12 protein-coding genes are annotated in these 14,880 nt (G+C 52.1%); 10 read left to right on the top strand and 2 right to left on the bottom strand.

Annotated elements, in window-relative coordinates; genetic code table 11:
- The first annotated feature begins 16 nt into the window (after positions 1-16).
- The 7 genes from AWM70_RS08475 (at position 17) to AWM70_RS08445 (ending at position 9,580) form a co-directional block, all read left to right on the top strand.
- Complete coding sequence (locus tag AWM70_RS08475; protein WP_068695461.1) at positions 17-1,657, top strand: 2-oxo acid dehydrogenase subunit E2; 1,641 nt, start codon at positions 17-19, stop codon at positions 1,655-1,657.
- Between the two features lie 3 nt (positions 1,658-1,660).
- Positions 1,661-3,082 (top strand): dihydrolipoyl dehydrogenase, encoded by a 1,422-nt coding sequence (lpdA, locus tag AWM70_RS08470; RefSeq protein ID WP_068695459.1) that lies wholly within the window; start codon positions 1,661-1,663, stop codon positions 3,080-3,082.
- A gap of 212 nt (positions 3,083-3,294) precedes the next feature.
- On the top strand, positions 3,295-4,089 hold the full coding sequence (gene thyA, locus AWM70_RS08465; RefSeq protein ID WP_068695457.1) for a thymidylate synthase: 795 nt from the start codon (positions 3,295-3,297) through the stop codon (positions 4,087-4,089).
- Between the two features lie 15 nt (positions 4,090-4,104).
- Positions 4,105-4,590, top strand: a complete 486-nt coding sequence (locus AWM70_RS08460; RefSeq protein WP_068695455.1) for a dihydrofolate reductase — start codon at positions 4,105-4,107, stop codon at positions 4,588-4,590.
- Between the two features lie 121 nt (positions 4,591-4,711).
- Complete coding sequence (locus AWM70_RS08455) at positions 4,712-6,199, top strand: glutamate synthase subunit beta (protein ID WP_068695453.1); 1,488 nt, start codon at positions 4,712-4,714, stop codon at positions 6,197-6,199.
- A 249-nt stretch (positions 6,200-6,448) separates the two neighbouring features.
- Complete coding sequence (locus AWM70_RS08450) at positions 6,449-8,869, top strand: type IA DNA topoisomerase (protein ID WP_068700493.1); 2,421 nt, start codon at positions 6,449-6,451, stop codon at positions 8,867-8,869.
- Between the two features lie 138 nt (positions 8,870-9,007).
- Entirely contained in the window at positions 9,008-9,580 is a 573-nt protein-coding gene (locus AWM70_RS08445) for a hypothetical protein (protein WP_068695451.1), read from the top strand.
- Between the two features lie 48 nt (positions 9,581-9,628).
- Here the strand turns inward: AWM70_RS08445 and AWM70_RS08440 are convergent, their stop codons facing one another.
- Both AWM70_RS08440 and AWM70_RS08435 read right to left on the bottom strand, forming a co-directional pair.
- Positions 9,629-10,396 carry an HAD family hydrolase gene (locus AWM70_RS08440; protein ID WP_068695449.1) on the bottom strand — a complete coding sequence of 256 codons (768 nt, stop codon included), beginning with the start codon at positions 10,394-10,396 and terminating at the stop codon, positions 9,629-9,631.
- Positions 10,397-10,459: 63 nt separating this feature from the next.
- Positions 10,460-11,389, bottom strand: a complete 930-nt coding sequence (locus AWM70_RS08435) for an ArsR/SmtB family transcription factor (protein WP_068695447.1) — start codon at positions 11,387-11,389, stop codon at positions 10,460-10,462.
- A 162-nt stretch (positions 11,390-11,551) separates the two neighbouring features.
- Here AWM70_RS08435 and AWM70_RS08430 point away from each other — a divergent pair, with 162 nt between their 5' ends.
- The 3 genes from AWM70_RS08430 to AWM70_RS08420 all read left to right on the top strand — a co-directional run bounded on the left by AWM70_RS08430 (position 11,552) and on the right by AWM70_RS08420 (position 14,867).
- Positions 11,552-12,760, top strand: coding sequence for an MFS transporter (locus AWM70_RS08430; RefSeq protein WP_083180184.1), 1,209 nt, complete (start codon positions 11,552-11,554; stop codon positions 12,758-12,760).
- A 114-nt stretch (positions 12,761-12,874) separates the two neighbouring features.
- Entirely contained in the window at positions 12,875-13,600 is a 726-nt protein-coding gene (locus tag AWM70_RS08425) for a phosphonate ABC transporter ATP-binding protein (RefSeq protein WP_068695445.1), read from the top strand.
- A gap of 1 nt (position 13,601) precedes the next feature.
- A complete protein-coding gene (locus AWM70_RS08420; RefSeq protein WP_068695443.1) occupies positions 13,602-14,867 on the top strand; it encodes an FG-GAP repeat domain-containing protein in 1,266 nt (421 codons plus the stop codon).
- The last annotated feature ends 13 nt before the right edge of the window (positions 14,868-14,880 follow it).

Raw genomic sequence — 14,880 nt, 5'->3', positions numbered from 1 at the left:
AGAGGAGGTCTTCCTGGTGGCAAAATTTGAATACCGCTTCCCTGAACTTGGTGAAGGTCTGCATGAAGGTGAAATCATCAAAATGCATATCAAGCCGGGGGATAAAGTAACCGACGAAGATATTATTATGGAAGTACAAAACGACAAGGCTGTAGTCGAAGTGCCTTGCCCTGTGAACGGTGTAGTGCAAGAGGTTTTTGGCGCTGACGGCGCGGTGTTCCGCGTAGGTCAGGTCGTCGCCGTAATCGAAGCGGAAGGCGAGCTTCCGGAACAGGAAGCCGCTCCTGAAGCACACAGCGAGCCTGCGCCAGCAGCCCCTGCTGCAGCGGCTCCAGCTCCGGTTGCATCTGCAGGATCTTCGAAATTTGAATACCTGTTCCCAGAACTCGGTGAAGGTCTGCATGAAGGTGAAATCATCAAAATGCACATTAAACCGGGCGATAAAGTTACGGATGAAGATATCATCATGGAAGTGCAGAACGATAAAGCTGTCGTTGAAGTGCCTTGTCCGGTAAACGGCACAGTGCTTGAAGTGTATGGCAAAGACGGTGCTGTATTCCGTGTAGGCCAAGTCGTAGCGGTTATTGACGCTGAAGGTGAAGTTCCTGAGCAGGCTGGACAAGAATCCGCTCCTGCCCAAGCAGCAGCTCAAGAAGCTGATGCAGCAAAAGGCGGAGCCAACACCGGCGGTTCTGCGGTTCCGGCCGTTCCTAACGCCGAAGTTCTGGCTACTCCTAGCGTACGTAAATTCGCTCGCGAGCAGGGCGTTGACCTGACTCTCGTTAAAGGCACTGGCAAAGCAGGCCGCATTACCCGTGAAGATGTAGAAGCCTTCAAGAAAGGCGGCTCCGCGGCACCTGCACCTGCAGCATCCGCAGCGCCGGCAGCATCTGCTCCTGCAGCAGCGCCTAAGGCGGCGCCAGCGGCAGCATCCGCACCAGCAGCTGCTGCAAATGGAGAAGAGGAACGTGTACCATTCAAAGGTATCCGTAAAGCGATCTCCAATGCGATGGTTAAATCGGCTTACACAGCTCCACATGTTACGATTATGGACGAAGTGGACGTCACCGAGCTGGTAGCGTTCCGTACTCGCATGAAGCCAATCGCCGAGAAGAAAGGCACGAAAGTGACTTATCTTCCATTTATCGTCAAAGCTTTGGTTGCAGCGTCCCGCAAGTTCCCGGCGCTTAACGCTTCCATCGACGAAGAGAACAACGAAATCGTTTATAAAAAATACTACAATATCGGTATCGCAACCGATACAGATAACGGCTTAATTGTTCCGGTTATCAAAGATGCCGACCGCAAGAGCATCTGGATGATCGCTGACGCGATCCGTGATCTGGCTTCCCGCGGCCGCGACGGCAAACTGACACCGGCTGAAATGAGAGGCAGCACGATCTCCATCACCAACATCGGTTCCGCAGGCGGTATGTTCTTTACTCCGATCATCAACTATCCTGAAGTTGCGATCCTGGGTACAGGCCGCATCTCCGAGAAACCGGTTGTGAAGAACGGCGAAATCGTTGCCGCTCCGGTTATGGCCTTGTCCTTGAGCTTTGACCACCGCCTGATTGACGGTGCAACGGCTCAAAACTTCATGAACTACATTAAAGAGCTGCTCGCTAACCCAGAGCTGCTTGTTATGGAGGTGTAAGGAATGGTAGTAGGAGACGCGTCTCTTGATATTGATACACTAGTTATCGGTGCAGGTCCTGGCGGTTATGTAGCGGCTATCCGCGCCGCTCAGCTGGGTCAAAAAGTATTGATCGTGGAAAAAGCGGAAGTGGGCGGCGTTTGCTTGAACGTAGGCTGTATCCCTTCCAAAGCTTTGATCTCTGCAGCCCATCAATTTGAAAATGCACAACACGGCGACGTATTCGGCGTATCCGCTGAAAATGTGAAAGTGGATTTCGGCAAAACTCAAGAATTCAAAAACAGTGTTGTCAAAAAGCTGACCGGCGGCGTTGCCGGCCTGCTGAAAGGCAACAAGGTTGAAGTCTTCAAGGGTGAATGCATGTTTATCAACGAAACAGAAGCCCGTTTGTTCAATGACAACGAAGCTCCTCGTTACCGTTTCAAACACTGCATTATCGCAACAGGTTCCCGTCCGATCGAACTGAAGCCATTCCCGTTCGGCGGCCGCATCCTGTCTTCGACAGAAGCGTTGAGCCTGCCTGAGGTTCCTAAGAGCCTGGTGCTGATCGGCGGCGGTTATATCGGTGCTGAATTGGGTCAAATGTACTCCAAATTCGGAACCAAAGTAACCATCATCGAAGGCATGGACAGTATCCTGCCTGGTTTCGACAAAGATATGACCCGCCTTGTTGCGAAAAACATGGCCAAAACGAACATCGAAATCATCACTAACGCGAAAGCGGAAAGTGCTGAACAGAACGATAAAGAAGTTACGGTTAAATATTCCGTAAACGGCGAAACCAAAGAAATTTCGGCCGATTACCTGCTCGTAACCGTTGGCCGTCGTCCTAACACGGATGGCGATTTCGGTCTGGAGCTGGCAGGCGTAGAAGTGACTGACCGCGGATTGATTAAAGTCGATCATCAAGGCCGGACTTCGAACCCTAAAATCTTTGCCATCGGTGACGTTGTTCCAGGTCCTGCTTTGGCACACAAAGCTTCTTATGAAGGTAAAGTGGCCGCAGAAGCAATCTCCGGACTTCCATCCGCCGTGGACTACAAAGCTATTCCGGCCGTGTGCTTCACGGATCCAGAATGTGCAAGCGTAGGTTACACAGAATCCGAAGCGAAAGAGAAAGGCTACAAGGTGAAAGTCGGCAAGTTCCCGTATGCGGGCAATGGCCGCGCTTTGTCCCTGAATCAATCCGAGGGCTTCGTCAAGATTGTAGCCAAAGAAGAAAATGACGTAGTTATCGGTGCACAAATTGTAGGTGTTGAAGCCTCCAACCTGATCGCCGAGTTGGGTCTGGCTATTGAAATGGGAGCTACCCTTGAGGATATCTCCTTGACTATCCATGCTCACCCTACACTTGGTGAAATTGTGATGGAAACAGCAGAGCTTGTTGAAGGACACCCTATTCACGTAGTGGCTCCTAAAAAATAAGTTTGATACCTGCTTGCAAGGAGCGAGAACGTTCACGTTCTCGCTCTTTTTTTGATGTATGGGCAGGTGGGACGAGGGTACTGCATAACGTGATTTTTTACCCTGATAAAGGATTTGAATCTCCCAAACCTGACGCGGGATGATATAATGGACGTTAAATATACCGCAAACGACAGGTTTGAGGCTGAATATAAACGAGGTGCAAGACTTTAATGAAAGCATATTTGGATTTGCTGCAAGATATTCTCGATCATGGTGTTGAAAAAGGAGATCGGACCGGTACAGGTACTCTGTCCGTATTTGGCCGCCAGCTCCGCTTCGATCTATCGGAAGGATTTCCGCTCGTAACAACCAAACGTGTTCATTTGAAATCCGTCGTTCATGAACTTCTCTGGTTCCTTAGAGGAGAGACTAACATATCTTATCTGCATGAGAACGGAGTAACCATTTGGGATGAATGGGCAGATGAGAACGGTGAACTCGGACCCGTATACGGGTCTCAGTGGCGTTCCTGGGAAGCACCGGATGGCCGGAAGATTGACCAGATCGCTGCTTTGGTAGACGGCATCAAAAACAATCCGAATTCCCGCCGACACCTGGTCAGCGCGTGGAATGTAGCGGAGATTGACAACATGAAGCTCCCCCCTTGTCATTTTGTGTTCCAGTTCTATGTGGCAGACGGGAAGTTGTCCTGTATGCTGACGATGCGCTCCGTGGATACATTCCTGGGACTTCCGTTTAATATCGCCAGCTATGCGCTTTTGACGCATATGATTGCCCAGCAGTGCGATCTGGAAGTAGGGGAGTTTATCTGGTCCGGAGGAGATGTACACCTCTATTCCAATCATCTGGAGCAGGTGAAGACGCAGCTTGCCCGAGAACCTTATCCGCTGCCGCAGCTTGTCATTAAACGCAAACCGGAATCTATTTTCGATTACAAATTTGAGGATTTTGAGTTTGTGAACTATCAGCATCATCCGGGAATTAAAGCTCCGGTAGCCATTTAGCAGGGAGGAATACGGATGAGCATTACGTTAATTTGGGCGATGGCGGAGGGCGGCGTTATTGGACGAGACAATGCGCTGCCTTGGCGGCTGCCCGCGGATATGGCTTACTTTAAAGCGCAGACGACAGGCAAAACGGTGCTGATGGGCCGCAAAACCTGGGAATCAATGAACGGCAGACCCCTGCCGAATCGTGTAAATGTGGTGCTTACCCGCGATAAAGCGTTCAAAGCGGAAGGCGCTGAAGTGATTCATACCTTTGATGAAGCAGTCCGCTTGGCGGATAAAGGGGAGCTGATGGTGATCGGCGGTGCCGAGCTGTTCGCATATTTCCTTCCTATTGCTGATAAACTGCTGGTTACGATGATCGAGGAGAGCATTGAAGGAGACGTGGTGATGCCTGAGATCGACTGGAGTCTTTTTCAGTTAACTGAGGAACGCCAGGGTTTAACCGACGAAAAAAATCCGTACAAATACAAATTTCTCACTTACGAACGTTCGTAATGAGATGTAGAAAAGTGCAAATTTTCCACTCATAAGTCCATTAAAATGCTGACATATGCGGTGATAAACTAGTTGAAACATGAACAAGAGTAAGGATAACGAACAGACTGGGGGAATGGTTATGTCTACACCTACGGGTTTTATGGAATTTAAACGCCAGCTTCCGGGCGATCGTAGTCCTGCGGAGCGGATCAAGGATTGGGAAGAGTTCCACAAACATATGTCCGAAGAAGAACTTCGCACACAGGGTGCCCGCTGCATGGACTGCGGAACACCTTACTGCCATACGGGAATCGATATGACCGGCGGCACGTCGGGATGTCCGGTACACAATCTGATTCCGGAATGGAATAATCTCATCTACCGTGGACTTTGGAGAGAAGCGCTCGACCGGCTGCACAAAACCAACAATTTCCCCGAGTTTACGGGCCGCATTTGTCCGGCGCCCTGCGAGGGGTCTTGCACAGTTGGCCTGATCGGACAGCCTGTGACGATCAAGACCATTGAAGAGGCGATTATCGAAAAAGGTTTTGAGGAAGGCTGGGTAGTACCTGAACCTCCTGAGAAACGGACCGGCCGGCGCGTAGCGGTCGTTGGCTCCGGACCTGCCGGCCTGGCTGCGGCTGCCCAACTCAATAAAGCCGGTCACCTGGTAACGGTATATGAACGTGCGGACCGTGTCGGCGGACTCCTTACTTACGGCATCCCAAACATGAAACTGGATAAAAAGGTAGTAGAGCGGCGTGTGAAACTGCTGGAAGCTGAAGGCATCACGTTTATCACCAATACGGAAATTGGCAAAGACATCCCGGCACAGCAGCTGGTTGACGATTACGACGCGGTTGTACTATGCGGCGGTGCTACCAAACCACGTGAATTCAATATCGAAGGCAGCGACTTGAAAGGCGTAGAATACGCCATGCCGTTCCTGAACGGCACGATCAAGAGCTACCTGGACAGCAACCTTGAGGACGGCCAATATTTGTCCGCTGAAGGCAAAGATGTGATCGTGATCGGCGGGGGCGATACCGGCTCAGACTGTGTGGCTACGGCTTTGCGTCATGGCTGCAAGAGCGTAACTCAATTCGGCACCCATGCGAAAGCGCCTTTGGAACGCGACCCGATTCAGAATCCTTGGCCGCAATTCCCGAACGTTTATACTTTGGATTATGCGCATCAGGAAGCCAAGGCGGTATTCGGCAACGATCCGCGTGAATTCTCGATCATGACCACCAAATTTGTCGGCGACGGGAACGGCAATCTGAAAGAGCTGCATACCATTCAAATCGAACGGATCGTAGATGAAACAGGCCGCAAAATCTATCAGCCGATCCCGGGGACAGAACGGGTATTCCCGGCTCAGCTCGCGTTGATCGCGATCGGTTTTGACGGGCCGGAGCAGACGCTGGTCCAGCAGCTTGGCTTGGAAACCGACCGCAGAACCAACGTTAAAGCGAAATACGGCAAGTTCGTAACGAACCATGAAAAGGTGTTTGCCGCCGGCGACATGCGCCGCGGACAAAGCCTTGTGGTTTGGGCGATCAACGAAGGCCGCGAAGCTGCCAAAGAGGTTGATAAATTCCTGATGGGCGCCACAGTGTTGGCTTAAGCCCGAAACATTGGCATAAACCCGAACAAACGACAACTCTGATTCAATCTTAAGCTGATTGCTGGAGCCCGTGTTCTCTGAATGAGGATGCGGGCTTTTTTGCGTTTCTCTCTTCAGCAGCGATTTAGCCTCTCAGGACAACCATTCCAAAATTATGGTATAATAGCCATATTGGTAGAAAAGGACTTTCGCCGATTTGCTCTAAAGCAGGCGAAGGTCCTTTCTTTCGCGAGAGAAAGGGGAATGGGTTTGAAGACGCTCGTAATTGCAGAGAAACCGGACATGGGACGGACAATTGGCAGGGTGATTGAACCCCGCGCCAAAAATAACCGAGTCTATCTGGAGGGCGATAATTATATCATTACATGGGCGATCGGCCATCTGCTGGAGCTGGCGGAGCCGGATGCTTATGACCCGAAATATAAACGCTGGAATTTTAACGACCTGCCGATTCTGCCGGAGCAGTTCAGGATTGTGCCAAATCCGAAAACGAAAGACCAGCTTAAGACGATCGCGGAGCTGGCCAAACGCTGCGACAAGATCGTCAACGCCTGTGATGCCGGGCGGGAGGGGCAGTATATTTTTGCGCTGATTCAGCAGCAGCTTAAATTACGGCAGCCGGTGCGACGGCTGTGGATTTCCGATTTGACCTCCGAGAGTATTGCCCAAGGCTTCAACAGCTTGAGGGACGGGCATGAATTCGATAACCTGACGATGGCCGCAAGAGCGCGGAGCGAAGCGGACTGGCTGGTGGGCATGAATGCCTCAAGAGCTTTTACGACTAAACACCGCGAGCTGCTTTCGGTGGGCCGGGTGCAGACACCGGTGCTGGCGCTGATTTATGACCGGCAGATGGAAATCGAGAAATTTGATTCGCAGACTTTTTACGAAATCAAAGCCGTGTTTCAGCAAGGGGAACGTTCATATACAGGCACTTGGCAGGGAGAGCGGTTAACGGATGCCGAGAAAGCGGCGGCGATTGCCGAGAAGGTGCGCAAGCAGCAGGGGCGGATCACGCAATATGATGTGAAGGACACTAAGGAATACCCTTACAGGCTGTACGATTTGACGCTGCTGCAGCGGGAAGCCAATGCGAAATACGGTTTCTCGGCCAAAAAAACGCTGGATATCGCGCAGGCGTTGTATGAGCGCCACAAGGTGATTACTTACCCGCGTACGAACTCCAACTATGTGACGGAGCAAAACATCGACGGCATGCAGAAGACGCTGCAGATGCTGAAATCATCGGCGTACAAAGAACTGGCTGATGGCGCTGAGCCGGGCCGGGTCCATAAAAACAACAAGGCGGTCTGTAACCCGCAGCGGGTGGAGGACCACCATGCGATTTTGCCTACGCTGAAACGCCCGTCTTCCCTCGGCAAAGAGGAGCAGCAGATTTACGATCTGGTGATCCGGCGTTTTCTGGCGCATTTCTATCCGCCTGCGGAATACAAGCAGCATATGGTGTTGACGGTCGTCCGGGATGAAACCTTCAAAACGAATGTAAAAGAGCTGCTGTCCCTGGGCTGGAAGATTTGCCAGGCGGATGACGGGAATGCTTCAAGCTCTGGCTCGGGCTCGCGGAGCCGCAAGAAAAAAGACGACGAAGACGAGCAGGAGGAAGAGCTGGTAAGCGAACCTTTTACCGTTGATCCGGATCAAGTTGTGCTCTGCAAAAAAGCTGACGCCAAAGAAAAAGCGACCAAGCCGCCCAAAGACTACACGGAAGGAACCCTGCTGAAAGCGATGGAGAGTGCGGGCAAACAGCTGGAGAACGACGAGCTGCGCGAAGCGATGAAAGATGCCGGACTTGGCACTCCTGCCACCCGGGCTGCTACGATCGAACGGCTGAAGAAGGTTGGATACATTGTGATGCAGGGGAAAAAAATCACGGTCACGCAAAAAGGCCGCACCGCCATCGAGCTGATCCGCCATGCAGGCGTCGAGCTGCTGACCTCGCCGGAAATGACGGGCCAATGGGAGCGCCGTCTCTACCAGATCTCGAGGGGAGAAGCGGAGGCCGAAAAGTTTATGGAGAACGTCAAACGGTTTACCGTTTCCATTGTGGATAAAGTCCGGGTGCAGCAGAAGGCGGATGCCTCTCTGTTTGAAGGCCAGCAGAAACAGGCCAAAAAAGTCCGCAGTCCCCGCGGCGCTTCTGCGTCTTCCGCCGGGGCGAAGACACGGAGCTCCCGGGGAAGCGGGGCCGGTGAGGCAGGAGAGGCTGCCCCGCCTTCCGCTGCCGCTGCGGCAGGGAGTCCGGCAGGCGGCAGCCGATCCGGCTACAGCGAAGGCGGAGCGGGCCTGACGGCGACGGCCGTTCGGCGGGCAGGAAATGCTGCGCCAGCTGTTGCTGCGGCCGGCAAAATGCAGGCGGCGAAGGCTCCAGCAGAGCGGGAAGTGCTCGGCGAATGTCCACGCCAGGGCTGCGGCGGACAGCTGATCGAAGGGCGCAAAGGCTACGGCTGTACGCACTTCAAGCAGGGCTGCGGGTTTGTCATCTGGAAGGAATTTAAGGGGAAAACGATATCCAAAGCGATGCTGAACGCCCTAGTCCAGAAAGGACGTACCCAGCTGTTGTCTTTTAAACCGGAAGCAGGCGCGGAATTTAAGGCGCGGATTGTGCTGAGGGATTCTTCAACCGGGCAGCTGGAATTGGAACGGGAATAAAATGGGGCAGAATTGTCCCGACATAAGGATCGGAGCGGATAGCGGAATTCTTGTTAAAAGCGGTTTTACCTAATGGATGTAACGTCCCGATTAAAGGGTAAGCTATATAGTAAAGATAACCGCAGCAAGGAGGACTTTATGAAAAGAGAAACGGCCCAAGTGCCTTTCGGATATGAACCGCCGGTGCGGACGGTTAAAGGCGTGCTGGTGTTTTACGACAGCTTTGATTCCGGGGATATAGAAGAGTTGGAGCAGGAATTGGCGGCGGCCCTGGAAACGGCCCGGCAGCGCTCCTTCACGAAGCTGGTGCTGTATCCGCTGCATGAAGAAACGTTAAGACGGATGACGAAAACTCCGGCCGCTCCGTATCACAAAAGAGAGAAAACGCTGATCGCCTGGAAGCAGGGGTTTGGCAGCTCGCTGGTCACGCTGGAAAGCTGGGAAGGAAGGCGGAAGAAATATACGCCTTTCGAGGCGGCGGTCCGCCATCTCGAAGAGATCTACGGCGGTCCGCTCTTTCTGTACGTAACGCCGGAAATGGCCAACCGATTGGCCGGTTACGATGCTTTTAAAGAAGCGATCAAACGGATCAGGCTGATTCTTTCGGCAGCTCCCGAAGCGCCGCATCCGAACCTGGAGCAGTTTCGCAGCCGCTGGGACGTGGCAGGAGAGGCGCTGGCCGATCCAGAGGAAAGGTATAACCGGCATTGATTTGTCATAGATCAAACAAAATGACGAATTCTTCAAACAAACGGACCCTTAAAGGGTCCGTTTGTGTTTGACGGCGATATTTTCGGCGATGACTTCCGGTACCTGCTGCAGCGAAGTAATGGTGTACATCGTCGTATCTTTAGCCGGTTTTAATTCGATAATATTGTATACCCATTCGTCCGGTTGTTTCAAATAAATGCAGTTGATGCCTGCTTTGATGGCCGGTTCGATATCAGTCCGAAGGCTGTTGCCGATCATCCAGGTCCGGCTGCGGTCAAATTGGTGCAGGGCAATGATTTCTTCCAGCGCCTCGACATTTTTATGCTGCCGGATATAGATGCGGTCTCCAAAATAAACGTCAAGCTTCATCTGATCGATTTTGCGCTGCTGGATGGCGGCTTCGCCGCCCGTATACAGGTACAAGTCATGACCTTGCGCTTTCAGCACGTCCAGGGTTTCGATCATTCCCGGGTAAGGCTCCACCAGCTGATCGTATACACTTAACCCCAGCTTGGTAATTCGTGCTTCCTCAATCTGACTGATCGGGTGGCCGAGCAGAGTAGCGAAATACCGGTACGTTTCGACCATGGATTCCGGAAAGTGATGGCTCGCGAACCCGACCTGGTGAACACCGGCCACGTCTATCTCGACTTGCTTGGCCCGGATTTCCTCTGCGGTCAGCCGGTCCTTGCCCAGAAAATGGCGAAGGAGACGGGTAAAGTCCTCCAGCACCGCTTCAAAATATTTATTGCAGTAGATCAGGGTGTCATCCATATCAAAGATAATGTGCTGATGCAAATGTGGTTGGCTTGTCATTGTGATAAGGCTCCTTTGCTACTTTCAGTCGTTCCAGAGTTGTCTAATCTAATCATTTGTTTATTATACCTGAATGTACGATTCAAGAAAAATTTGGAGATCGGCGATGCCGTCTTCACGAAGGCTGTAGGTTTCATGCTGGTTCTCCTGCTGGTTAACCTCCAGATGAATGCGAAGCAGACCGGCAACCCGGAGCAGCATCAGGTGATGGGTCAGCTGATCGGCCAGCTCGGGCAGCCGTTCCTTCATCTCCGAGAGGGACAGCGGGCCGCATTCCGAAATAAACCGCAGCAGGTTCAGCCGCTTGGGTTCGGCCAGCGCTCTGGTCAGGCGGAGAAGAATGTTCGGCGGCTGTCCTTCTTTTTCCGGAAAATCTACCGGGTACTGCAGCATCAGCACGCGGTCAAAAAAACAATATGTATTTAAAGGTCTCAAGTGCAGGGTAGGCAGCAGCACCACTTCGTCAATGGGAAGGTGGTCGCCAACCAGAATACCGCTGGTGGAGATCTCTATTAAATCTACGGGCTCTATTTTACTTTCCAGAGCCTTCTTCTCAAGAACGTCTTCCCGCAGATAGTGCTCGTGTTCCAGTTCTATGTGTTTAAAATATCGTTCGTACCATATGCGCAGAAGCGGGACATAACGGGTGCGGACAAATTCAATGGCGTCAGGCTTCAGATTGGGCATCAGCTTCAGAACCTGGCTATGCACGTCCTCGGTGTCCCCGTACTCCAAATAATCCAGAAAATCAGGGATTTGCATCTTCGGTTTTCTTTGAATGGCCCAGCCCAGAAGGAGATCGACATTGACAAAGGGCCAGCTCGAGGCTTCATCAAACAGCTCTGCTTCATGACGGGTCAGCTTGGCTCTTGATTCCGCCACCCATTCATGCCCCAGATCCAGATTGTTGATCCATCGGGAGCTGCTGAAAATGATAAAGCTGTTCAGGAATTCGTAGATCGAAGATACGTCCACCCTTACTTTGTAGGACATATTCTATGTACCTCCCAGGATGAATGGATTCGATTGGTGATTTATTTCCATTATGGCTTGTTCATTTCCAGCTTGTCCACTATAATGTTTAAGTTTGATAGATTTTTGCCTTGCGGCTGAATTACAGCTGTCGGGTTTGATTGGAAAAATGGAGGTTAAGTCATGTCATCAAGGTTGTCGTCCATCAGATCCCGGTTTACTTCAGGGGGAGAGTCTTACGGACCGATTGCGATACTGATTTCAGTCGTAGTCGTAGCAGGATTAAGCCAAGGGTTGCTGCTTCCGGTTTTATCTATATTTATGGAACAAAGAGGGATCTCTTCCTCGGTTAACGGCTTTCACGCCGCAGCTTTATATATAGGTTCATTTGCAATGTCGATCATGGCGGAACGCATTTTGAAGGTGTCCGGTTTTAAAAAGCTGCTGCTTGGCGGGCTCATTGCCGTCACCGCTGCGCTTCCTTTATTCCCGCTGACCGCGAGCCTGTCCCTTTGGTTTGTGCTCCGTCTGATCGTCGGAATGGGGGACAGCGCCATCAATTTTGCGGCCCAGCTGTGGCTGCTGCTGGTGACGCCGCCCAATCAGCGGGGCAGGATCATCTCGCTTTACGGCATGTTCTACGGGCTTGGCTTCAGCTTTGGTCCGCTCGGCATCAAGCTGCTGCATTTCGGCAATATGGCTCCTTTTATCGTTTTGTCCGGCCTGTTTCTGGCTTTGGTTCTGATAATTATTTACAGACTAAAGGATACCCATCCTCCGCGGCAGGAAACTCATGAAGAAAAAGGCGGAAGAAGGTATGCCAAGGTGTATGCCCTGGCCTGGTTTGCCTTGATTCCGGCTTTACTTTACGGCTATATGGAAGCCGGCATGAGCGGAACCTTCCCGGTATACGGCCTGCGGATCGGTCTGGATTCGGGAGAAATATCTACGCTGCTGCCTTTCTTTGGCATCGGCGGCCTGATTCTTCAGCTGCCGCTCGGGCTGCTAAGCGACCGGATCGGGCGTAAAAAAGTGTTGATGGCGGCCGGACTGCTCGGCGGTCTGCTGTTCTTCGCCGTTCCGCTTAGCGGAGCGTCTTTCTGGCCGCTCCTGATTATTTTTATGCTGGCCGGCGGCCTGGTCAGTTCGTTTTTCTCGCTGGGGCTCGCCTTTGCGGCGGACATTTTGCCCCGCACCTTGCTTCCTGCCGCCAATGTCGTTGCTTCGTTCCATTTCAACGCGGGCAGCATGGTTGGCCCGAACTTCAGCGGCGCGCTGATGGAAGCAGGGCTTACGAGCGCGCTGTTCCTGCTGCTGGGCTCAGGGTACATTCTGTTTGCGTTATCCGGATTCCTGTTTAAAGGCAGCCCGTCTAAAAGCAAAACGATATAAAAGTAACAAACCTGAAACCCCTTAAACTGCTTTCCCGCTGGATTTTATGTCCCATTTCCCCTACACTAAAGGTTAGGGAGTTGCGGTTGTTAAAAGTCAAAAGGAGATTAGTCGATGTATAAAGTTGCGGGCTTGACAAAACATATGTCTTCAGAAGAGAAAACCATTTTTGATCACATTTCCCTGGAATTCGGGGAAGGAGAAATGATTGGCGTCGTGGGGCCAAGCGGCAGCGGAAAAAGCACCTTACTGCGCTGTCTGGCGCTTCGGACCCGTTGGAACGAAGGCACTTATACCTCGCAGGGGGAGAGCTTGATTACCGGAAGCGGCGGCGCTTCTATGAAAAATAAATCCCGGTTCGCATATCTTGAACAGAATCCTCAGCTGAACCCGAACAAAACAGCGCATAAAAACGTGCTGATCGGTCAAGCCGGCCAAACGCCATGGTGGCGCCGCTTGACCGGTGCCGTCCGTTCGGATGATTATATGGGAGCGATGGACGAGCTGGAGCGGTTCGGCCTGCTGGATAAAGCCAAGATTCCGGCGGGCAAGCTGAGCGGCGGAGAGAAGCAGCGCATTGCCATCTGCATGGCGCTGGTTCACGGCGCCACGGTAATCACGGCCGATGAGCCGGTGGTCGGACTGGATCCGCATTCTGCTGATCATGTGCTCCAGACGCTCAAGTCCATTTGCGAGGAGCAGAACAAGACGGTCATAGCCGCCCTGCCGATCGAGCTGGCTGAGCGGTGGTGCACCCGGATCTGGGGAATCTCGGAAGGCAAGCTGGTGCTCGATGTGGCCGGCAGAAGATTAACCGGCAGCGAGAAGAAGCTGATTTAGCATGGAAAGAGGGATGCGGTTGAAAGGCAGAAACAAACTGGGCGTTCTGCTTGTATGTCTACTCATGTTTGTATTAAGCGGCTGCAATCTGGACTTTGATCCGAAAGCTTCGATGAAAGCGCCGCAGCTCACTTCCGATAATGAATCGTTAAAGAGTGTGGTTAACCAATACTTAGCCCAGCTGCCGAGCGGCGGCACGCTGATACGTCCAAACGACGATGGGACAACAAGTCTGATTCGAGTGGTGGATCTTGATGGCGATGGACATAATGAAGCGCTTATCTTCTATGAAACGCCTGACGATCCCGTGCCGATTCACGGCGTCATATTCGTTAATAAGAACGGGACCTGGGCTCCTCAGGCTAAAATTGACGGAGAGGGACAGGTGCTGGAGTCATTAAGGCTGGCCGATTTAACCAATGACGGGAAGATCGACATCATTGCCGGTTATTCAAGCGGTGAGCAGCAGGTGCAGAAGGGGTTGTCCGTTTATTCTTATGTAGACGGGAAGTTAGAGAAAATTCTGGTTGAGCTTCCGTACACCTATTACGTGGTCAACGATTTGAATGCGGACGGCAAAACGGATCTTTCGATCGTCTATTTCAAGAAAAACGAGTTCTCCAACGTGACCACCTATCAATATGACGGGAAGTCCTTCGAGCAGCTTAACAAGCTGGATCTCGATTCCAACATAAACGGATATTACAATATGGTGACCGGTAAGATTTCGACCGGCGGCGAACAGGGAATTATGCTTGACGTTTCCTTAAACGCGGCGGGCAACTCGTCTTATACTCTCGTCATTACAATGAAGGGCGGCAAGCTGATCCAAGTGCTGGGCCAGGATCAAACCTTCAAGGATGAACGGATACCGAGCGGCGACGTGAACGGGGATGGCATTCTCGAATACGGGCTGCTTCAGAAGCCGGCGGGTTGGGACGGCTTCTCCCTGGAAGACATCCCCTGGCTGTATAATTATTATCAGGTGGATTCCGGAGGCAAGCCGGTCTGGGAAGAATTCCTGGGCCTGCCTATCCCGACGGATCTGATTGGCAAGGTTACGGTTGATACGAAGTCGATCAAGAATCAATACATCAAATTTGTAAGGACGGACAACGGGCACACGGTGCTTGAAGTCAAATATTTCACTTTATCCCAGTGGGACCGGAACAAGGCAGACTGGAAGCTGCTCGAACGCACCACAGACCGGGTCATTGGCTACCGGGGGCTTAATACGAACGCCAAGGTCGGCTGGGGGGAGCAATAGGCGGCTGACAGAA

This window comes from Paenibacillus yonginensis (assembly GCF_001685395.1).
In the GTDB taxonomy this organism is placed as follows: Bacteria; Bacillota; Bacilli; order Paenibacillales; family Paenibacillaceae; genus Fontibacillus; species Fontibacillus yonginensis.
The sequence above is the reverse complement of the archived record's forward strand: the minus strand, read 5'-3'. Positions and strand labels throughout refer to the sequence as shown.

Excerpts from the sequence above, each read along its gene's own strand:
- lpdA (WP_068695459.1), top strand. The coding sequence starts at position 1,661 with ATGGTAGTAGGAGACGCGTCTCTTGATATTGATACACTAGTTATCGGT.
- thyA (WP_068695457.1), top strand. The coding sequence starts at position 3,295 with ATGAAAGCATATTTGGATTTGCTGCAAGATATTCTCGATCATGGTGTT.
- AWM70_RS08460 (WP_068695455.1), top strand. The coding sequence starts at position 4,105 with ATGAGCATTACGTTAATTTGGGCGATGGCGGAGGGCGGCGTTATTGGA.
- AWM70_RS08455 (WP_068695453.1), top strand. The coding sequence starts at position 4,712 with ATGTCTACACCTACGGGTTTTATGGAATTTAAACGCCAGCTTCCGGGC.
- AWM70_RS08445 (WP_068695451.1), top strand. The coding sequence starts at position 9,008 with ATGAAAAGAGAAACGGCCCAAGTGCCTTTCGGATATGAACCGCCGGTG.
- AWM70_RS08440 (WP_068695449.1), bottom strand. The coding sequence starts at position 10,396 with ATGACAAGCCAACCACATTTGCATCAGCACATTATCTTTGATATGGAT.
- AWM70_RS08435 (WP_068695447.1), bottom strand. The coding sequence starts at position 11,389 with ATGTCCTACAAAGTAAGGGTGGACGTATCTTCGATCTACGAATTCCTG.
- AWM70_RS08430 (WP_083180184.1), top strand. The coding sequence starts at position 11,552 with ATGTCATCAAGGTTGTCGTCCATCAGATCCCGGTTTACTTCAGGGGGA.
- AWM70_RS08425 (WP_068695445.1), top strand. The coding sequence starts at position 12,875 with ATGTATAAAGTTGCGGGCTTGACAAAACATATGTCTTCAGAAGAGAAA.
- AWM70_RS08420 (WP_068695443.1), top strand. The coding sequence starts at position 13,602 with ATGGAAAGAGGGATGCGGTTGAAAGGCAGAAACAAACTGGGCGTTCTG.